The following is a 19,625-nucleotide window of genomic DNA, read 5'->3' as shown; positions in this document are numbered from 1 at the left end:
GATCGACAAACACCCGGCGCTTTCTGAATTTATGGCGAGCCGAGATCAACGAAGATCGAATGACGTCTACGCCAAAGCCACCCAATTTCACGCTACTCGCTTTGCAAGTAGGCTTGACGGCCATCCTACCAGAAGGTAGGTATGGGCATGAGCAACTTGTCTACCACCTCTGACGACATCCTGGCTTGTGCGCGTTCTCTGATCGTCGCTGGCGGCTACAACGGTTTCAGTTATGCCGACATCGCTGTTGTGGTCGGGATCCGTAAGGCGAGCATCCATCACCATTTCCCAAGCAAAGTCGATCTGGTTCGGACGCTGGTTGCGCGGTATCGGGAAGAAGCTGAAGCGGGGATGGCAAATGTCGAACTTCACGAATCCGATCCGCTCGAACAGTTGCGGATCTATGCCGGGTATTGGGAAGCCTGCATTGCGGACGCCAGCGCCCCGTTTTGTATCTGCGCGCTGTTGGCAAGCGAGCTCCCCGTTCTGCCCGAGGAAGTCCGCCTTGAGGTCCGGGCGCATTTCCGCTCCCTGTCGGCTTGGCTTACATCCGTGCTGGAGCGCGGCGCGCGGCGCGGCCAATTTCAACTGATGAGTACCCCTCGCGCCGAGGCTGAAGCGTTCATGGCGACTGTCCACGGCGCGATGCTTTCGGCACGGGCCTATGGCGACCCGACGATATTCGGCGTCATAACAGGCCCGCTCCTGGAGCGGCTCGCTCCGCGTTCCCTCCACATACGACACTAAGATCTCAACCAACCATAGCCGTAACGGCTCCGCGACGTTCGTCAAGACTCTCTACCTACTAGTCGAAAGGACATCCAATGACGGTTCACAATCGCGATCTTTCCCGTGCCAGCCAGGAACAATGGCTCAAGCTCTATTTCTTCGCTCGGACGGCGTTCTCGGCTGCCTGGGTGGCGGCTGCCTTTACGGTGGGACAGAATTCCGGGGAGATCGCGGCGGTGTTACTCGTGGCTTATCCTGCATGGGATGCCCTGGCCAATTTTGTCGACGCATCGCGCAGCGGAGGATTGGGACAGAATCGCACGCAGACCATCAACGTCGTGGTCAGTGTGGCGACAACGCTCGCGGTCGTTGTTGCGCTGAAGATGAGCATGAATTGGGTGCTCGGGGTGTTCGGCCTATGGGCGATCCTGTCCGGCCTGCTTCAACTCGGCACCGCAGTCCGCCGTTGGAAGAGCTATGGTGCACAGTGGGCGATGATCCTGAGCGGAGGGCAATCAGCGCTGGCAGGCACGTTTTTCATCCTGCAGGCGCGGATGCCGATGCCGCCATCCATCAGCAACGTGGCCGGGTATGCCGCAGTAGGCGCCCTCTACTTCCTGGTTTCGGCGGTGTGGCTAAGTGTGAGCCAATTGCGGCGGAAAGCTGCATAGGCATCGGCGACAGGCGGCCTTGCTGATGGTCCTCGGAGGGGTCATCCGTCCCAATACCGCCACTCCGTCCGTCTCCACTGCAGGCAGTGCTCTTCGTGGAAATGGGCACCGACAGATCGCCCGTGGCGTTGGTAAGTGAAGGCGAAGAGGGCTTGTGCAGGCGTTGAGCTTGCCCGCTTAGCTTCTGTCTGCCAACCTGCGCCGTCGCCTGGGCAGGCGAGCATATTGCCGGGGTGGGGACGAAATGGCGACGCAAACAATTGATTTCAAGGCGGTTGAGCTAGCGCTTGAGCATGTGAAACCAAATGATTTCGAACAGTTTGCGCAGGCGTTCTACAGCGCCACGCAAGGGAGTTCTTTTGTCCCCCTCGGCGGCACTCATGATGGAGGGGCGGAGGTTTCGATGTTGAGTCGCTCTTTTCGGAAGAACGTCCCGGTCGATTTATGCAGGCCTCGATCACACCAGAAACAAGAGCAAAAATACGAGGAACAATCCGCCGGATAAAAGAGTTTGGCAGGGAAATCAGCTCTTTAATATATATGACCAGCGTCGTAGTTCCACGCGTGGATGCTGAGGAAGAGCTTCTAGGTGATGAATTCGGAATACAAGTTCGCATTCGCGATGCGAAATACATAGCTGCACATATCAACGATTCCATCCAAACTATACAGGCGTTCAGGTCATATCTGTCGCACTATCTTGAGTACCTAAGAAACATAGGCTCCGCAGAAACGATTGGTGACGTTCCACGCGTTGCGTCCCGATCGCTTTGCGTCTTTCTGGGTCAAGAGCTTGAACGGCGGCGCGGCAATACGGAGATGTTGGAGGGGGTCACCGACAGTCTGATTCTATGGTCCTTAGAGGGGACAGACCCGGATAAGGGTACGTTTATGACACGTGACGACATCCTCAGAAAGATTGAGGGCGCGTTGCCAACAGCCGTCGATGTTATGCGGGGCGTGCTCGATAGTCGCCTAGAAAGGTTGGCCGCAAAAGATAATACAAGCGGGCGTGAAATTCGCTCATACAACAAGGAGGGTCATTACTGCCTTCCCTTTGAAGCTCGGCAAATTGTTGAGCAAGAGAATGCCGAAGATGAGTACTTGCGGACGAGCGTCTCGGACGTTTTCCGGTCCCGTATTGAGCCTTTGCTTAGATCTGACGATGAACCCGAGCTGGTCTCGCAAGCCGTACGAGCATGTCATAGGGCGCTTGAAATAACTTACGAAACTCAAGGCCTGGAGATGGCCTATTTTCTCAACGGCGATGAACCAGATAATTTTACGCCACCAACCATCAGCGACAATTTAGGCAAGGCGCTTCACGATCAAGGTCTTTTCGGAGCCAAGGCAATCCGAGTTGGTGAGTTGGCCTTTTCTGCTCTTCGCCTAACAATATATGATAGCTCGGAGGAGGAGCGGGTCTATCTTGGAAAAATGAGTCGAACTTACATCCTCATGTTCTTGCTCAGAAACGATGCAAAAGTAGTTGAATATTTTAGAGGAATGAGCGCTGACCTAGTTTTATATGTAGGAACAGATATTATAGTTAGATCACTTTCCGAATACTATCTTCAGAAGAAAGACCAATCAACGATTGGGACGTTAGAGATACTGCGAGAGGCGGGTTCGAAGTTGATATTGACGGAACGTTGCGTCGAGGAGGTTTGGACGCATTTGAAGGCCACTAGTGCCGAGTATCAGAATCACTAATGGAGGTTGAGCCATATGTGGATTTGGACTTAGCGAGAAACATTGACCGCATTCTCATCCGCTCGTATTACTATGCCAAGCTAAGTCCTCAGGACGGTGTTCGATCGCCTGCCGGATGGCGTTCATATATTGGAAATTTTTGCGAATTTAAGTCACTTCACAGTGAGAAGGGGCGCGAACAGATTCGAGAGTATTTAATCCGGCGATTTGGCTTTATCTATGAACCTGACAGCGAGATGTTGTCCGGAGTCGATCCAGACGAGCTTAAGGCTTTGACCAGGCGTATACTTGGAGAGAGAAAAAAGAAGAATCTTAGAGATAAAGAAGAGCGGCTAGCTGAGAACGACGCTATGCACGTTCTACGGGTATATGCTCGTCGTCAGGCGGGCGGTGAGCGAAACTACTCGAATCCCTTCGGATTTAAGACCTGGTGGTTGACCCAAGATGCATCCGTGAGAAGAGCCACTGGTCTTCAGGTGGTGGAGAAGAAGAGTCGCTTTATGATGCGGCCCGAATTCCTACTCCACTTCATAGCGCTGTCGCCTTCGGCAGAGAAAGTGCGGCAAAGCTACGAAACCGTTTTCCCAACGCTCCTTGGCGTTAGGCTATCCAGCAGACTCAGGGAGGACATTTTCAAAAGTGCATTGGATGAGATCGGGAAAGCTTTCGAGGTGGATGAGGCGAGGGCAGCAGTGCGCTTGGCGGACCTCTCCAATCAGTTGAAGAGCGACTTTCTCAAACAGTACGAATAGGGCCCAAATGGCGGAGAGGGAGGGATTCGAACCCCCGATGGGCTTGCACCCATGCCGCATTTCGAGTGCGGTGCATTCGACCACTCTGCCACCTCTCCGCGGTCATGGTCCGCCGTTGCCGGCGCGGCGCACTAGATAACGGCTGGACAGGCAGGTTACAAGGGCCAATCTGCCCCGTCGCCGCGGCTTCTGTCTCTGCTTCCTTCGAGCCTCCGGCAGCCGCTGCTCGATATTTGCAAGGACTGGGCTCAACCCGTTTGCAGCTTGCCCGCGGCGCTTGCCTTGACTCAAGCCGAACCTTCGGTTAGGGACAGCGCGCAATCGGCGTGGAGGGATCTTCCGCGCCGCTTGTTTTTTGAACCCGCAGACTGACAAAAAGACGGCCGAACCGCCTAAGGCGGTTCATCAAGGCCGACCGAACAGCGAAAGGCAAAAAATGTTCGCAGTCATCAAAACGGGCGGCAAGCAGTATCGCGTTGCCGCCAACGATCTCCTGAAGATCGAAAAACTCGAAGCCAATGTCGGCGATATCGTCGAGATCGGCCAGGTGCTCGCGCATGGCGAGGGCGAGAACGTCACGTTCGGTGCGCCGTTCGTCGACGGCGCCTTGGTCACCGCCGAAGTCGTCGAACAGGGCAAGAACCGCACGGTCATCGCCTTCAAGAAGCGCCGCCGGCAGAATTCGCGCCGCAAGATCGGCCATCGTCAGCTTTTGACCACCGTCAGGATCGCCGAGATCCTGCTGGATGGCGCCAAGCCGGTGAAGAAGGCCGCCGCCAAGACTGAGGTAAAGGCTGCTCCCAAGAAGGAAGCCAACGCAGAGGCTGCGCCGAAGGAAACCGAGGCCAAGGCAACCGAAACCGCCGCTCCGCTGTTCAAGGCACCGAAGGGCGAACCGGACGATCTGACCTTGATCAAGGGCATCGGCCCGGTTGCAGCCGGCCAGCTCAACGAACAGGGCATCACGACCTTCGCACAGATCGCCAAACTGTCCGACAAGGATGTCGCCAAGATCGACGAGCACATGCCGTTCAGCGCCGACCAGATCAAGGACTGGCGCGAGCAGGCCAAGGGATTGGCGAAAAAGTAGAACGACCCGGCGCAATCGTCGCCGGATCGGACTTGAAACGGAACGCGAACGCGTTCATAAGATCGTTTAGGCGTCTCACGGCGCATCGGAGTAGTTAGATGGCACACAAGAAAGCTGGCGGATCGTCGCGCAATGGTCGCGACTCCCATTCCAAGCGGCTCGGCGTGAAGAAGTTCGGCGGCGAAGCCGTGATTCCGGGCAACATCATCATTCGTCAGCGTGGCACGACGTGGCATCCCGGCACCAATGTCGGCATTGGCACGGACCACACGCTGTTTGCGCTCGAAGCTGGCGCAGTCACCTTCAACAAAAAAGCCAATGGCCGAACCTACGTATCGGTGAACCCGATGACGAAGGCAGCGGAGTAGCCGGTTCCGCACGAGAACACCGGCACCCATCTCGGGACCGGTGTCTGGCCAAGCCAGGAAAAGGATCAGGGGAGATGGGTTTCCATCTCCCTTTTTTCTTGCCTGGAGGACTGACATGGTTGCCGAAGCGGAAGACTCAGACGACGAAAGTTACACGATAGATTGCCCGGTGCTCGCGACCGAGCGGCTGGTCATGCGTGCCCCGCGTGAAAGCGACATCGAGCAATTGGTGGCGCTCGCCGACAACCGCCATGTCGCGGAAATGCTGGCTCGCATGCCGCATCCCTATGGCGAGGCGGAGGCACGCGCTTTCCTGGCTATGACGGCATCGCGCCGGGCTGGAATCGCCTATGCGTTGACGCTGGCCGGCACCGAGACCTTCGTCGGCTGTGCCGGACTCAACACAACGGATCGCGGGCTGGAGCTCGGCTACTGGATCGGCGAGCCGTACTGGAAACGCGGCTACGCGACGGAGGCAGCGCACGCACTGGTCGACCTTGCCTTCCAGAGAACCACGATCCAGGTGCTGCACGCCTCGACGCGGGTTATCAATCCGGCCTCGCGCCGTGTCATCCATAAATGCGGCTTCCAGTATGCCGGCCAGGGCATGCTGAATTCGATCGTTGCCGGCCAGGTGCCGGTCGAGCGCTATCGCCTCGATCGAAAAACCTGGACCAGCCTGCGGAACTGGGTGCATTTTTGAGGCATGTCGATATTCAGGTGATGCCGGCCTGCGAATGGCGGCTTCCTGCGCTTCCGGTGCTCACGTACTTTAAGTACGCTCCGCTCCGGTTCTCGGAAGCCACCACTCTCGGCACGGCCTGACCTGAATCTCGACACACCTCGGCGCGAAAGATTGCGGACCAACGTTGACATCACGCCATCTCGACCCAGACCGGCAAGTGGTCCGAACCGGCCGCTTGCCGGTCGACCCACAGGCGCCTCAGCGATTTGGCAAGCGAAGCGCTGGTGAAGATGTAGTCGATGCGCTTGTAGCGGCTGGTATCGCCCGGCCGCTTGGGGTCGACCCAGGTGACGAGATCGGCGCCGGCAGCGCCGAGGCGCGCGGCGGCATCGACGGCGAGGTCGGCGGTCACCGGCATGCCGAATTCATGGTCGGGTTGGCCGGCGAGTTCGACGTGCTCCGGCGATCCGGCGAGCATGTTGAAGTCGCCCATGACGACGAAGGCTTCAGGACAAGGCAGGTCCGGCAAGCCGATCTCGGCGACGCCGGAGAGCCCGCCGCCCTCGAGCGGGTAGTTTAATAGGCGTTCGCGCAGAAAGCGGATTTGGCTCAGGCGTTCAACCGGGCTGCGGTGGTCGAGATGGGTGGAATAGAAGCGGATTGGACCAAGCGTCGTTTCAATCGGCGCCTCCAGCGCGCCGCGCTGGAAGTTCATTGCTTCGAAACTGCGGCTGCGCGGCAAAAGGAGATTGCGCGACAGATGGATCGGCGTCCTCGACAGCACCATGTTGCCGAGCTGGAAGGTGGTCGTGATGGCGCGGCCGTTTTCCAAGCGCGAGCCAGCGTCGGCTTCGAAATTGCTGCCGTAAACGGCAAAATAGTCGGGCAGCGCCTCGCCGAGTTCGGCCACCATGTCGCGGCCGCCATTCTTCGGGTTGGCGCGGGAGACCTCCTGCAGCGCGATCACGTCGGCGCCGCGCACGGCATCGGCGATACGGCCGACATCGTACCGGCCGTCGAGACCGACGCCGTAGTGGATATTGTAAGTTACCAGCTTCAATCCGACATCTCGCGCTTGGAAAGCCGAAGATCGATTTTCGGCAAGGGTCAACCAAAGGCTACGCGTCCAGATACGCGCGACGTTACAGTAATAAAAACGGCCCTCGCCCTTCGACCCGCCTTGGTTTAGAGCAATCCCGCAAAGCCAATAACAGAAACCATACAATCCGATGAAATTTCTCGATCAAGCCAAGGTCTACATCCGCTCCGGCGACGGCGGCGCCGGTTCGGTGTCGTTCCGGCGCGAAAAGTTCATCGAGTTCGGCGGTCCGGACGGCGGCGACGGTGGCCGCGGCGGCGATGTCTGGGTGGAGGCGGTCGACGGACTAAACACGCTGATCGACTATCGCTATCAGCAGCATTTCAAAGCCAAGACCGGGACGCACGGTATGGGCCGCAACATGACCGGCGCCAAGGGTGCCGACGTAACGCTGAAAGTGCCGGCCGGAACACAGGTGTTTGCCGAGGACAATGAGACGCTGATCTGCGATCTGACGGTCGTCGGCCAGCGCTTTCTGTTGGCCAAGGGCGGCAATGGCGGTTTCGGCAACCAGCACTTCAAGACCTCGACCAACCAGGCGCCGCGCCGCGCCAATCCCGGTCTGCCAGGCGAAGAGCTCAACATCTGGCTCAGGCTGAAGCTGATCGCCGATGCCGGCCTTGTCGGGCTGCCCAACGCCGGCAAGTCGACCTTCCTGGCGGCGGTCACCGCGGCGAAGCCGAAGATCGCCGACTATCCCTTCACCACCCTGCATCCGGGCCTTGGCGTGGCCCGCATCGACGGGCGCGAATTCGTCATCGCCGACATTCCCGGCCTGATCGAAGGCGCGCATGAAGGGGTCGGCATCGGCGACCGCTTCCTGGGCCATGTCGAACGCACGCGCGTCCTTCTGCATCTTGTCTCGGCACAGGAAGAAAATCCGGCCCAGGCCTACAAGACCGTGCGCGCCGAACTCGACGCCTACGGCAACGGGCTGACCGACAAGGTCGAAATCGTCGCGCTTTCCCAGGTCGACATACTCGATGCCGACGCACGCAAGAAAAAGACCGCCTCGCTGAAACGTGCCGCCGGCCGCGCGCCGATGCTGCTTTCTGCTGTCACCGGCGAAGGCGTCGAGGCGGTGTTGCGCGCGCTGATGGCTGTGGTGGCGGAGGCCCGCGAAGCTGTCGCTGCGCCGGTCGAGACGCGCTGGAACACATAGCCATGGCCGCGCAATCGCTGAAAAATTATCGGCGCATTGCCGTCAAGATCGGCTCGGCACTGCTTGTCGACCGCACGACGGGCCTGAAGCGCGACTGGCTGGCCTCGCTTGCCGACGACATCGCTGTGCTGGCCAATGGCGGCGCCGAAATTCTCGTCGTGTCTTCCGGGGCGATTGCGCTCGGCCGCACCATCCTCGGGCTCGGCAAGCGAGCGCTGAAGCTCGAGGAGAGCCAGGCCGCTGCCGCCGTCGGGCAGATCGCCTTGGCCGGCGCCTGGTCGGATGCGCTCGGCAAGAATGGCTTGAAATCGGGCCAGATCCTGCTGACGCTCGGCGACACCGAAGAGCGCCGCCGCTACCTCAATGCGCGGGCGACGATCTCGACGCTGCTCAAGATGACGGCAGTACCGGTCATCAACGAGAACGACACGATGGCGACATCGGAAATCCGCTATGGCGACAACGACCGGCTGGCGGCGCGCGTCGCCACTATGATGGGCGCCGACCTTTTGGTGCTGCTTTCCGACATTGACGGGCTCTACACGGCACCGCCTGCGCGTGACCCGCAAGCTCGGTTCATTCCGGTCGTTGACCGCATCACTCCCGACATCGAGGCAATGGCGGGTGCTGCCGCTTCGGAATTGTCGCGCGGCGGCATGCGCACCAAGCTCGATGCCGGCAAGATCGCCACCGCCGCCGGCACCGCCATGATCATCACATCGGGCACGCGGCTGTCGCCGCTGCTGGCAATCGAGCGCGGCGAGCGCGCCACCTTCTTCCGGCCGAGCGCCAATCCGGTCAAGGGCTACAAGACCTGGATCGCCGGGCAGCTCGAACCTGCAGGACGGCTGACCGTCGATGCCGGCGCCATCGGCGCGCTGCTCTCCGGCAAGTCGCTGCTGCCGGCCGGCGTCAAATTGGTCAGCGGCAATTTTGCGCGTGGCGATACGGTGGCGATCCTGTCGCCCGAGGGCCGCGAGATAGCGCGCGGGCTGGTTGCCTATGATGCCGCCGATGCCGTAAGGATCGCTGGCCTGAAGACGACCGAGATCGAAACCGTGCTCGGCTACGAGGCGCGTTCGGCCATGATCCACCGCGACGACCTTGTGGTGAGCCATGCCGGCGGCGAGCAACTAGTCGGTGATCAGGTTGAATAGCGGAGGATGAGCCATGCTGACGCTGCATGAAAAATCCCGGGACGATACCGTGGCGCTGATGGCCGATATCGGCCGCCGCGCGCGTGCCGCGGCCCGACCGCTGGCTATCGCAGCGGCCGAGCGCAAGCACGCGGCGCTGGTCGGCATGGCTCAGGCGATCCTTCGATATGAGCAGGATATCCTCGACGCCAATGCCATCGACATCAAAAATGGCAAGGAGGCTGGCCTATCGGCAGCGTCGATGGATCGGCTGAAGCTCGATCCCGCCCGCATCCGCGCCATGGCAGACGGTATAAATGAAATCGCCGGGTTGCGCGATCCGGTCGGCGATGTCATTGCCGCCTGGGAGCGGCCGAACGGGTTGCATATCGAACGGGTGCGCACGCCACTTGGCGTTGTCGGCGTCATCTATGAGAGTCGGCCGAACGTGACCGCCGATGCCGGCGCGCTCTGCCTCAAGGCGGGCAATCCGGTGATCCTGCGCGGCGGCTCGGATTCGGCGAATTCTTCCGCCGCGATCCATGCCTGCCTGGTCGAGGGGCTGAAGACAGCCGGGCTGCCGGAGGATGCCATCCAGCTGGTGCCGACCACCGATCGCGCCGCCGTCGGCGAAATGCTGAAAGGGCTTTCCGGCAATCTCGAGGTCATCATTCCGCGCGGCGGCCGCAGCCTGGTCGAGCGTGTGCAGAACGAGGCACGGGTGCCGGTCTTCGCGCATCTCGAGGGCATCTGTCATCTCTATATCGACGGATCGGCCGATCTCGAGATGGCGGTCAAGATCGCGGTCAATGCCAAGATGCGGCGCACCGGGGTGTGCGGTGCTGCCGAGACCCTGCTGGTCGACCGTGCCGTCGCCGGCACGCACCTGGTGCCGATCCTCGGGGCCCTACAGGCGGCAGGCTGCGAGATCCATGCCGATGCCGAGGTGCTGAAGCTTTATTCCGACGCCCAGCCCGCGACCGATGCAGATTGGGTGACCGAATATCTCGACGCCATCATTGCGGTGAAGCTGGTCGACGGCATTGGCGGCGCGATCGAGCATATCGAGACGTTCTCCTCGCATCACACCGAGGCGATCATCGCCGAGGATGCAAAGGCCGTCGAACGGTTCTTCAACGAGATCGATTCGGCGATCCTTCTGCACAATGCCTCGACCCAGTTTGCCGATGGCGGCGAGTTCGGTATGGGCGCCGAAATCGGCATTGCCACCGGCAAGATGCATGCGCGCGGGCCGGTCGGCGTCGAGCAACTGACGTCGTTCAAATACCGCGTACGCGGGTCGGGACAGGTGAGGCCTTGACCTTTTTCGCCGCTAGGGCTTGAAGTTTGCGCCCAGCCACCCCCCTCTGTCCTGCCGGACATCTCCTCCGCAAGGGGGGTGCTTAGCACGATGCTATCCCCTTCCGAGCATCCCGTCCCTCCGCGCTACCTCAAGATGCCGCATGCCGGGAAAGGCGTGGCGGTCGGGCTGTTCGGCGGTTCGTTCAACCCGCCGCACGCCGGCCATGCGCTGGTCGCCGAGATCGCGCTCAGACGCCTTGCGCTCGATCAGCTGTGGTGGATGGTAACGCCCGGCAACCCGCTCAAGAATGCCGGTGACCTGGCACCGCTGGCCGAGCGGCTGCAGCTATCCGAAAAGATCGCCAAGAACCCGAAGATCAAGGTCACCGCCTTCGAGGCGGCCCACCGCGTCCGCTTCACCGCCGATACGCTGGCGCTGGTCAAGGCGCGTAATCCGGGCGTCGATTTCGTCTGGATCATGGGCGCCGACTCGCTTCGCGACTTCCACCGCTGGCAGCGCTGGCGCCGCATCGTCATGACGTTCCCGATCGCGGTCGTCGACCGGCCAGGCGCGACGCTGTCGTTCCTGTCGTCGGTGGTCGCCAAGACGTTCGACTATGCCCGCGTCGACGAGGGCGACGCACCGCGGCTCGCTCGCATGGACGCGCCGGCCTGGACCTTCATCCACGGCCCGCGTTCGTCGCTGTCGTCGAGCGCGATCCGCAAGGTGGCAAGGGGCTGAGCCAACACGGAAGGCAAGCCCGCTGATGTCGCTTTTGCCGCTGCCTTGACGTGCTTGATGGGCGATCCTCGGTCATGACGATTCTCGAGCGCGACCAGGACAAGAACGGTCTAGGGCAGCCGGCCCCGTCGATCGCCATTGCCAGTATCCTCTTGTCGATGGCGCTGATCGCCGTCGGCAATGGGCTCATGTTCGCCTATATCCCAGTCCGGCTCGGCGCCGCAGGCTTCGATCCGACTTGGGCGGGGCTGATCGTCACCGGCCTTTCGGCTGGCGGCCTCGCCGGCTGCAGCCTGACGGGGCCGCTGGTGCGGCGTGTCGGCCATGCCCGCGTGTTCATGGTGCTGTCGGCACTCATCGTGCTGTCCAACGCCGCGGTCGGCGCCGGGCCGCATCCCTTGCCGTGGATCGCTGCACGGGCGCTCTACGGCTTTGCCATTTGCGGCCTGTTCATCGTCGCGCAGAGCTGGCTGAACGATGTCGTCGCCAACGCCATCCGTGGCCGGGTCATGGCTATCTTCTACGTTGCCTATGTCGCCGGACTCGGCGTCGGCTATTCGACGCTGGCGTTGATCGATATCCGCGCGGCCGACGCGCCGCTGATCGGCATTGCCTTCACCGCGCTGTCGATCCTTCCCGTCGGGTTGACGCGGCTTGCGCAGCCGCCGGCGCCGCAAGCGGCGTCCGTGGCGCTCGGCCGCGCCTGGCGGATCTCGCCGGTCGGCGTTGCCGGCATGCTTGCCGTCGGCGGCCTGTCGATGACGATCTCGGGCTTTGCGCCGATCCATGCCACGGCCAAGGGCTACAGCCAGGCCGACGTCGCCTTGCTGCTTTCGGCAATGCCGGTCGGCACGCTGATCCTGCAGATCCCGCTCGGCTGGATTTCCGACCGCACCGACCGGCGCTTCGTGCTGATCGCGGCGTCGGCGCTTGCCGCCGCGGCGGGCCTGTTTGCCCTCGGTTTCGATGGCGGCGCGCTGGTGGCGCTGCTCGTCATCTACGTGGTCTGGGACGGCGCCTCGGAATCGATCTACTCTCTGGCCAGCGCCCATGCCGGCGATCGCGCCGGCAAGGACGACATGGTGGCGCTGTCGAGCTCGCTTTTGTTCGCCTGGTCGCTGTCCGGCTTCGTCGTCCCCGGCATCGTGACCGGGCTTTCCGCCGTCTATGGCACGCAGGCCTTCATCTATGTGGCAATCGTCATTGCCGCCGCGTACTGCCTGTTCGTTCTTTGGCGAGTCGTCATGGTGCGGCCCGTGCCTGCCACCGAGACCGGCAGTTTCGCGCCGATGACGGCGCAGGCGCCGTTGCCCGTCGATCTCGCCTTCGCGCCCGAAGGTCAACGCGGGCGCGAAGAAATTTGAACACCCTCCAGCTGGCTTCAAATGCTCTATTGCCGTGTGGCTGAGGCATCCGCCTGCGGCGCTTTCGGTGCCGGCGCCGGGACCGAAAGGCCCTCGGCATCGAACGCCTGCTTGACACTCTTGGTGAGGTCGATCTGCGTGGCGAAGAAGTCGGCAGCCGCCGTCCAGTAGCGCAAGGTGATGGCGACGGTGCTGTCGCCGACGGTCGCGACAAAGGCGATCGGCGCAGGCTGCCGCCTGACACGCCGGTCGGCGGCGGCAACGCCAAGCATGGTCTTTTGCGCGAAGTCGATGTCGTTCCACGAGCCGATGCCGAGCGTGATGTCGCCGCGACGCACACCGTTGCGGGTGAAGTTGCGGACCGGCTGGTTCCATAGGGTCGAGTTGGGTGCAAGCACGTAGACGCCTTCGACCGTCCGCAGCGTTGTAGCGAACAGGCCGATCTCCTCGACGGTGCCGGATATGGCGCCGACCTCGACATATTCGCCGATGCGGAACGGCCGCAGCGCCAGCAGCATGATGCCGGCGGCAATGTTCTGCAGCGTGCCTTGCAGCGCCAAGCCGATGGCCAGGCCGGCGGCACCGATGGCGGCAATGATCGAAGCGGTCTGCACGCCGAACTGGCCGAGAACCATGATCACGACCAGCCCGAGGATGGCGTATCGGACGACCTGCGAGAAGAAATGGCGGAGCGTTTCGTCGAAGCCATGGATATGGCCGAGGCCGGCATAGATCGAACGCTCGGCGAGGCCGGCGACGATGTAGCCGATGACCAGCAGGATGACGGCGCCGACCGCCGAAAGCGAGTAGGAGACGATCAGCGTGCTGAGTTGCGCCAGGCCGGATTGCACGGTGAGGAGGGCGTTCTGGGGATCGATCGGCATGTCGGGATTCCGGTTCGTGGATGAGCCGATAACCGCTGCGGGGCGAGGCGGTTCCGATTTTCTCGCTCGGAAAGCCGCATATTCGGCCGCTGCCGGGCGCCTGCTTGCGAGCGGTGTCTTGAAACTGCAACCTAACTCTGCCTATCTAAGCAGTGTCACCTGATTTTGAAGGTGATTTGGTTGTTCTTGCTGCGAAAGGAAATACACTGAGAACAGCACTTCGGAAGAAGGCCGACATCGTGCCTTCGCCGGCCGGGATCAGCGTAAACGACGCCGTGTCCCGCGCCATCAAGACAGTCCTTGACAGTCTGGAAGACTCCAAGGCCGAAAACATCGTCTCAATCGACATTCAGGGAAAATCGAGCCTCGGCGACTACATGGTCGTCGCATCGGGCCGATCGCACCGTCATGTCTCGGCTGTCGCCGATCACCTCCTCAAGGCGCTCAAGGATGCCGGGCTCGGCACGGCGCGCGTCGAGGGGCTGGCTGGCGCCGACTGGGTCCTGATCGATTCGGGCGACATCATCGTCCATGTCTTCCGTCCCGAGGTCCGCGACTTCTACAATCTCGAAAAGATGTGGCAGGCGCCCGATCTCGAGGAGGAGACCCTCCACTGAGCCGTACTCGTCTTGATGCATGTCGTTGTCAGACATGCATCAGCGGCTCTTCGAGGCAGGGATGAAGATTACCGTTCATGCCGTGGGCCGAATGAAAGCCGGCCCCGAGAAGCAGTTGGCCGATCGCTATTTCGAGCGTTTTGCCAAGAGCGGTCCTGCCGTAGGCCTCGAATTCGCCGGGATCATCGAGATTGCCGAAGGCCGCGCGCAGACGGCCAATGAGCGCCGGCGCGAGGAAGGCCAGAAGCTGCAGACGCACTTGCAACCGGGCACGGCGCTGGTGCTGCTGGATGAGCGCGGCAAGAACCTTTCCTCCGAGGATTTCGCCGGCCGCATAGGCTCGCTGCGCGATGGCGGGCGCAAGGCGCTGGTGATCGCCATTGGCGGCGCCGACGGCCATGACCAGTCGCTGCGCGACCTGGCTGATCTGACGGTGTCGCTCGGCGCGCTGACCTGGCCGCATCAGCTGGTCCGGGTAATGCTGGGCGAGCAGCTTTACCGGGCGGCCACGATCCTTTCCGGCCACCCCTACCATCGTCCATGAAGTCGGCTCGGTCGGCGAATTGATGCCAGCCGCCCGGATTTTTGCCCCAATGCTCATCAAGAGTTTGGGCTCATGGGGTTTGCGGATGGCGGCCGGGGCTCGAACATGGTTGATGGTTCGTTAACGAAGCCGCGCATAGAGTTAGGCTTCAATGTCTGAAGACTGGAAATCACGAACGGGCTCCTGGCGCGTGCGCTACGGCATCGCCGTGGCGACGATCGCGCTTTCGCTCGGCGTCGCGCGGGCTGAGAACACGCTCGACCTGGCGCCCGACCCGGACCAGAGCCGCGCCGAATACGAAAAAGTATCGAAAGAGATCACGCTGTCGTCCGAGCGGCTGGCCAAGCTCGCCGCCGACATCGCGGCGGTCAAGAAGGACCACGCCTCGATCACCGCGGCGCTGATCCAGTCGGCGATGACCGAGCAGAAGCTCGGCCAGGACATCGAGGACATTGGCGGCAAGCTGGAAGGGCTTAAGGCGCAGGAGCAAAAGATCCGCGCCTCACTGGCCGCCAGACGCGACGTTCTGGCCGAAGTGCTCGGCGCGCTGCAGCGCATGGGGCTCAACCCGCCGCCGGCGATCCTGGTCAAGCCGGAGGACGCATTGTCGTCGGTGCGCAGCGCCATCCTGCTCGGTGCCGTGGTGCCGGAACTGCGCCAGCAGACCGACATGTTGCTGACCGACCTCAAGGAGCAGTCGCGGGTGACGGCCTCGATCGAGGCCGAGCGGGCGCGGCTGACGGCAGCGATCGGCGAGCAGGCGGCGGAAAAAAAGCGGCTCGGCATGCTGCTCGAAGCCAAGCAGAAGCTCGCCGCCGATACGCAAACCGCGCTGGCCGCCGAAAAGCAGCGGTCCGCGACGTTGGCGGCCAAGGCCGGCAGCCTGAAAGAACTGATCGCCTCGCTCGAGGCCGATAGGGCCCGCAAGGCGGCGGATGCGGCCAAGGCAGCCGAGCAAAAGACGGCCGACGCCGACAAGGGCCCGGCATCGGCTGCGGCGTCGACGGAATTGGCCTCGCTGGCGGTGCCGGAGAGCAACAGGCTCACCGCTGCCGCGCCGTTTTCCGCGCTGCAAGGGCAGATCGCGCTGCCGGTCACCGGCAGGATCAAGCGGCGCTTTGGCGCCGAGGACGGTAACGGCGCGGTGATGCTCGGTGACATGGTTGCGACACAATCGGGAGCCATCGTCACAGCACCGGCGGATGGAAATGTGCTTTATGCGGGGCCTTTCCGCTCTTACGGTCAACTCTTGATCCTGAATGCGGGTGACGGCTATCATGTCGTCCTGGCGGGGATGAGCAGAATCAGCGTCGCGTCTGGCCAGTCGGTGCTCGCAGGTGAGCCGGTCGGCGCGATGGGAGAGGCCCGGGTGGCGAGCACCTCGGCATCGAAGAATGGAAATGCCACGCCGGAGCTCTATGTCGAGTTCCGCAAGGATGGAAAACCCGTCGATCCGGCCCCATGGTGGGCGGACCGTTTTTCTGGAAGGACGTGAATGATGCGGAAACTGTCGCTTCTGTTTGCCGGTGCGCTGATGGGTGCATCGGCGATGAGCCTGGTCTATGGCGCGCCCGGCTCGACGGCGAAGGCTGCGGGCTCCGAGACCTATAAGCAACTGGCGATCTTCGGCGATATCTTCGAACGGGTGCGGGCGAATTATGTGACGCCGCCCGACGACAAGTCGCTGGTTGAAAATGCCATTAACGGCATGCTGTCCTCGCTCGACCCGCACTCCTCCTACATGAACGCCGAAGAAGCGCAGGACATGCGCGTTCAAACCAAGGGCGAGTTCGGCGGCCTCGGCATCGAGGTCACGATGGAGAACGACCTGGTCAAGGTGATCACGCCGATCGACGATACTCCGGCCGCCAAGGCTGGTGTGCTCGCCGGCGACTATATCGCCAAGATCGACGGCGAGGAGGTTCGCGGCCTGACGCTCAACGACGCCGTCGAGAAGATGCGCGGGCTGGTCAACACGCCGATCAAGCTCACCATCCTGCGCCAGGGCGCCGACAAGCCGATCGAACTGACCGTCGTGCGCGACATCATCAAGGTCAAGGCGGTCAAGTTCCGGGTCGAAAACGACATCGGCTACATGAAGATCACCTCCTTTACCGAAAAGACCTATGACGACCTCGAGAATGCCATCGACACCATCAAGAAGCAGGTGCCGAACGACAAGCTCAAGGGCTACGTGCTCGACCTGCGCCTCAATCCGGGCGGTTTGCTCGACCAGGCGGTGAGCGTGTCGGATGCCTTCCTCGACCGTGGCGAGATCGTCTCGACGCGCGGTCGCGATCCGAAGGACGTCACCCGCTTCGACGCGCGGGCCGGCGACGACATCGGCGGCAAGCCGCTGATCGTGCTCGTCAATGGCGGCTCGGCCAGTGCCTCGGAAATCGTCGCCGGCGCACTGCAGGATCTGCGCCGCGCCACGGTGGTCGGCACGCAGTCTTTCGGCAAGGGTTCGGTGCAGACCATCATCCCGCTTGGTGAGAACGGGGCGCTGCGGTTGACGACGGCGCTCTATTACACGCCGTCCGGCAAGTCGATCCAGGGCAAGGGCATCACGCCCGACATCAAGGTCGACCAGCCGCTGCCGGCGGAACTGCAGGGCAGGGATCTGACGCGCGGCGAATCCGACCTCAAGGGCCATATCAAGGGCGCCGACGAAGGCACGACCGGTTCGGGTTCGGCAGCCTATGTGCCGCCGGAGCCGAAGGACGATTTGCAGCTCATCTATGCCGAGCAGCTGCTGCGCGGCCAGAAGACCGATCCGGCGTTCCCGCCGAATCCGCAAAAGGCCGTGTTGAACCAGTAAGGGCGGGCAAGCCGGGCCAAACGGGTCTGGCTGCCTGAGCGAAGCGATGCGATGCTGCCGGGGCCGCGAGGCTCCGGCAGTTTGATTCGGGGCTGCGGCCGGCATGCTGCGCGTCCAGTGAAGCAAGGGGACGCGCCGACATTTTGGATCTTGCGCCTCCGGAGAAGGTTTTACTTCGGGGATGCACGCCGGGGGTGCGGGCTTGGCTGATATCGGCAAGGACATAGAACGACCTCTCGGACAGGCGATCCGGCCGTCGCGCTCGGGCAGCGGGATCAGCGCCGGTGCGGTCGCGGCCGCGCTTGTCGTGCTGTCGATGGTCGGCGTCTCCAGCGCGATCGCCTTGCGCGACAAGCCGTTCCGGAAGCTGCAGGAAGTAGCGGTCTCGACGCCGAAGACGCCGGCGGCGGCGGATACCGCCGCGGCGCCAGCCAAGGCGACGCCCGAAACGGCAGCGCCAAGCAACGCAAGCGGGGCCAACATAAGCGGGCCGAAGACGGGCGGTCCGCAGATCATCCATGTCCAGACCGAGGAGGGCGATGGTCCACCCGAGGCGGCCATCGTCATCCGCGACCCTTCGACGATCGGCCAGAACCTCAGGATCGCGCACATTCCCGACAAGGCACTGATCGAGGCCAGCGAGACCGGTCCGCTGCCGATCCGCGCCGCCGACGGCCGGCGCCCGTTCGATGTCTATGCACGGCCGTGGTCCGGCGCACGCGGTGCACGCGTGGCGCTCGTCATCGGCGGTCTTGCCGTGTCGCAGACCGGCACGCAGGCAGCCATCGCCAAGCTGCCGGCGGAGGTGACGCTGGCCTTCGCGCCGCAAGGCAACAGCATCGGCCGCTGGATGCAGGTGGCGCGGCAGGGCGGCCATGAGGTCATCATGCAGGTGCCGCTCGAGCCGTTCGACTATCCGAACGTCAATCCCGGCCGCAACACGCTGACCGTGGCTGCGACGCCGGACGAGAATTTGAAGAATTTACGCTGGGCGCTGTCGCGAACGACCAACTACACCGGCGTCATGAACTATATGGGCGCCCGCTTTTCGGCCGACGCGACGGCAATGGGGCCATTGATGGCCGAGCTTGGCAAGCGTGGCCTCGCCTATGTCGATGACGGTTCCTCAGCGCGCAGCCTGGCACCCGAATTGGCGCTGAAGGACGGCGTGCCGTTCGTCGGCGGCGATACGGCGATCGACGCGGTGCAGGACCGCGGCGCCATATTGAAGAAACTGGATGGGCTGGAAGCGACGGCGCGGGCGAAAGGGTTTGCCGTCGGCATCGGCTCGGCTTTCGACCTGACGGTGGATACCGTGTCTTCCTGGGTGACCGAGGCCAAGAAGCGCGGCATCGAGATCGTGCCGATTTCGGCGGTGGCCATAGATCCGGAAAAAGGCTGAGATGGCAAAGAACAAGCTCGTTGACGCCGAGACACTGCCCTACCGGCCCTGCGTAGGGGTGATGGTCCTCAATGGCGACGACCTGGTCTGGGTCGGCCGTCGCATTGCCGAGCCGGACAGCGAATTCGCTGGAACGACGCAGCTCTGGCAGATGCCGCAGGGCGGCATCGACGATGGCGAGGAGCCGCTGCCCGCGGCGGCGCGCGAACTCTACGAAGAGACCGGCATGCGCTCGGTGTCGCTGCTGGCCGAGGCGCCGCACTGGATCAACTACGACCTGCCGGCGCATCTGGTCGGCGTCGCCTTCAAGGGACGGTATCGCGGCCAGACGCAGAAATGGTTTGCCTTCCGCTTCCACGGTGACGAAAGCGAGATCGCGATCAATCCGCCACCGGGTGGCCACAAGGCCGAGTTCGACCGGTGGGCGTGGCGGCCGATGCTGGAATTGCCGGGCCTGATCGTGCCGTTCAAGCGCAAGGTCTACGAAGACGTGGTGGCAGCGTTCCGGCATTTGGTGGCGTAGCCACTGGCCTTCCGCTAAAAC

Annotated in this window: 20 protein-coding genes and 1 tRNA gene; 18 read left to right on the top strand and 3 right to left on the bottom strand. The window is 62.4% G+C overall.

Annotation, left to right across the window (positions count from 1 at the left end):
- Positions 1-147: 147 nt before the first annotated feature.
- The 4 genes from NKH98_RS03320 to NKH98_RS03305 all read left to right on the top strand — a co-directional run bounded on the left by NKH98_RS03320 (position 148) and on the right by NKH98_RS03305 (position 3,865).
- Positions 148-747, top strand: coding sequence for a TetR/AcrR family transcriptional regulator (locus tag NKH98_RS03320; RefSeq protein ID WP_352803635.1), 600 nt, complete (start codon positions 148-150; stop codon positions 745-747).
- Positions 748-824: 77 nt separating this feature from the next.
- Positions 825-1,400, top strand: coding sequence for a DUF308 domain-containing protein (locus NKH98_RS03315; protein WP_352896669.1), 576 nt, complete (start codon positions 825-827; stop codon positions 1,398-1,400).
- Positions 1,401-1,844: 444 nt separating this feature from the next.
- Entirely contained in the window at positions 1,845-3,113 is a 1,269-nt protein-coding gene (locus NKH98_RS03310) for a hypothetical protein (RefSeq protein WP_352896667.1), read from the top strand.
- Positions 3,113-3,865 (top strand): hypothetical protein, encoded by a 753-nt coding sequence (locus NKH98_RS03305; RefSeq protein ID WP_352896665.1) that lies wholly within the window; start codon positions 3,113-3,115, stop codon positions 3,863-3,865. The genes NKH98_RS03310 and NKH98_RS03305 overlap by 1 nt, the downstream gene beginning before the upstream one ends.
- Positions 3,866-3,873: 8 nt before the next feature.
- On the opposite strand, the gene NKH98_RS03300 is transcribed toward NKH98_RS03305, so the two are convergent.
- Positions 3,874-3,963, bottom strand: a tRNA-Ser gene (locus NKH98_RS03300).
- 338 nt (positions 3,964-4,301) lie between these two features.
- On the opposite strand from NKH98_RS03300, the gene NKH98_RS03295 reads away from it, so the two are divergent.
- From NKH98_RS03295 to NKH98_RS03285, 3 genes are all read left to right on the top strand, one after another.
- Complete coding sequence (locus tag NKH98_RS03295) at positions 4,302-4,955, top strand: 50S ribosomal protein L21 (RefSeq protein ID WP_352896663.1); 654 nt, start codon at positions 4,302-4,304, stop codon at positions 4,953-4,955.
- A 98-nt stretch (positions 4,956-5,053) separates the two neighbouring features.
- Positions 5,054-5,323 carry a 50S ribosomal protein L27 gene (rpmA, locus tag NKH98_RS03290; protein WP_023678077.1) on the top strand — a complete coding sequence of 90 codons (270 nt, stop codon included), beginning with the start codon at positions 5,054-5,056 and terminating at the stop codon, positions 5,321-5,323.
- Between the two features lie 115 nt (positions 5,324-5,438).
- Entirely contained in the window at positions 5,439-6,026 is a 588-nt protein-coding gene (locus tag NKH98_RS03285) for a GNAT family N-acetyltransferase (RefSeq protein ID WP_254820471.1), read from the top strand.
- A gap of 172 nt (positions 6,027-6,198) precedes the next feature.
- On the opposite strand, the gene NKH98_RS03280 is transcribed toward NKH98_RS03285, so the two are convergent.
- Positions 6,199-7,068 carry an endonuclease/exonuclease/phosphatase family protein gene (locus NKH98_RS03280; RefSeq protein WP_352896661.1) on the bottom strand — a complete coding sequence of 290 codons (870 nt, stop codon included), beginning with the start codon at positions 7,066-7,068 and terminating at the stop codon, positions 6,199-6,201.
- A gap of 169 nt (positions 7,069-7,237) precedes the next feature.
- On the opposite strand from NKH98_RS03280, the gene obgE reads away from it, so the two are divergent.
- The 5 genes from obgE (at position 7,238) to NKH98_RS03255 (ending at position 12,813) form a co-directional block, all read left to right on the top strand.
- Entirely contained in the window at positions 7,238-8,269 is a 1,032-nt protein-coding gene (obgE, locus tag NKH98_RS03275) for a GTPase ObgE (protein ID WP_352479598.1), read from the top strand.
- Positions 8,270-8,271: 2 nt separating this feature from the next.
- Positions 8,272-9,426, top strand: a complete 1,155-nt coding sequence (gene proB / locus NKH98_RS03270) for a glutamate 5-kinase (protein WP_352896659.1) — start codon at positions 8,272-8,274, stop codon at positions 9,424-9,426.
- A gap of 13 nt (positions 9,427-9,439) precedes the next feature.
- Entirely contained in the window at positions 9,440-10,726 is a 1,287-nt protein-coding gene (locus NKH98_RS03265; protein ID WP_352896657.1) for a glutamate-5-semialdehyde dehydrogenase, read from the top strand.
- Between the two features lie 135 nt (positions 10,727-10,861).
- Positions 10,862-11,449, top strand: coding sequence for a nicotinate-nucleotide adenylyltransferase (locus NKH98_RS03260; protein ID WP_352687105.1), 588 nt, complete (start codon positions 10,862-10,864; stop codon positions 11,447-11,449).
- A gap of 74 nt (positions 11,450-11,523) precedes the next feature.
- Positions 11,524-12,813: an MFS transporter gene (locus NKH98_RS03255; protein ID WP_352896655.1), complete on the top strand. Its 1,290-nt coding sequence runs from the start codon at positions 11,524-11,526 to the stop codon at positions 12,811-12,813.
- A 26-nt stretch (positions 12,814-12,839) separates the two neighbouring features.
- Here NKH98_RS03255 and NKH98_RS03250 read toward each other — a convergent pair whose 3' ends face one another.
- Positions 12,840-13,697: a mechanosensitive ion channel family protein gene (locus tag NKH98_RS03250; protein ID WP_254816404.1), complete on the bottom strand. Its 858-nt coding sequence runs from the start codon at positions 13,695-13,697 to the stop codon at positions 12,840-12,842.
- Between the two features lie 239 nt (positions 13,698-13,936).
- On the opposite strand from NKH98_RS03250, the gene rsfS reads away from it, so the two are divergent.
- The 6 genes from rsfS (at position 13,937) to NKH98_RS03220 (ending at position 19,604) form a co-directional block, all read left to right on the top strand.
- On the top strand, positions 13,937-14,314 hold the full coding sequence (gene rsfS / locus NKH98_RS03245; protein ID WP_352479604.1) for a ribosome silencing factor: 378 nt from the start codon (positions 13,937-13,939) through the stop codon (positions 14,312-14,314).
- Positions 14,315-14,375: 61 nt separating this feature from the next.
- Complete coding sequence (gene rlmH, locus NKH98_RS03240) at positions 14,376-14,858, top strand: 23S rRNA (pseudouridine(1915)-N(3))-methyltransferase RlmH (protein WP_352896653.1); 483 nt, start codon at positions 14,376-14,378, stop codon at positions 14,856-14,858.
- A gap of 151 nt (positions 14,859-15,009) precedes the next feature.
- Entirely contained in the window at positions 15,010-16,353 is a 1,344-nt protein-coding gene (locus tag NKH98_RS03235; RefSeq protein ID WP_352896651.1) for a murein hydrolase activator EnvC family protein, read from the top strand.
- Positions 16,354-17,679 (top strand): S41 family peptidase, encoded by a 1,326-nt coding sequence (locus NKH98_RS03230; protein ID WP_023719673.1) that lies wholly within the window; start codon positions 16,354-16,356, stop codon positions 17,677-17,679.
- 202 nt (positions 17,680-17,881) lie between these two features.
- Positions 17,882-19,081, top strand: a complete 1,200-nt coding sequence (locus tag NKH98_RS03225; RefSeq protein WP_352896649.1) for a divergent polysaccharide deacetylase family protein — start codon at positions 17,882-17,884, stop codon at positions 19,079-19,081.
- Between the two features lies 1 nt (position 19,082).
- Entirely contained in the window at positions 19,083-19,604 is a 522-nt protein-coding gene (locus NKH98_RS03220; protein ID WP_352896647.1) for an RNA pyrophosphohydrolase, read from the top strand.
- The last annotated feature ends 21 nt before the right edge of the window (positions 19,605-19,625 follow it).

The organism is Mesorhizobium sp. M0833 (assembly GCF_040319905.1).
Taxonomy (GTDB): domain Bacteria; phylum Pseudomonadota; class Alphaproteobacteria; order Rhizobiales; family Rhizobiaceae; genus Mesorhizobium.
The sequence above is the reverse complement of the archived record's forward strand: the minus strand, read 5'-3'. Positions and strand labels throughout refer to the sequence as shown.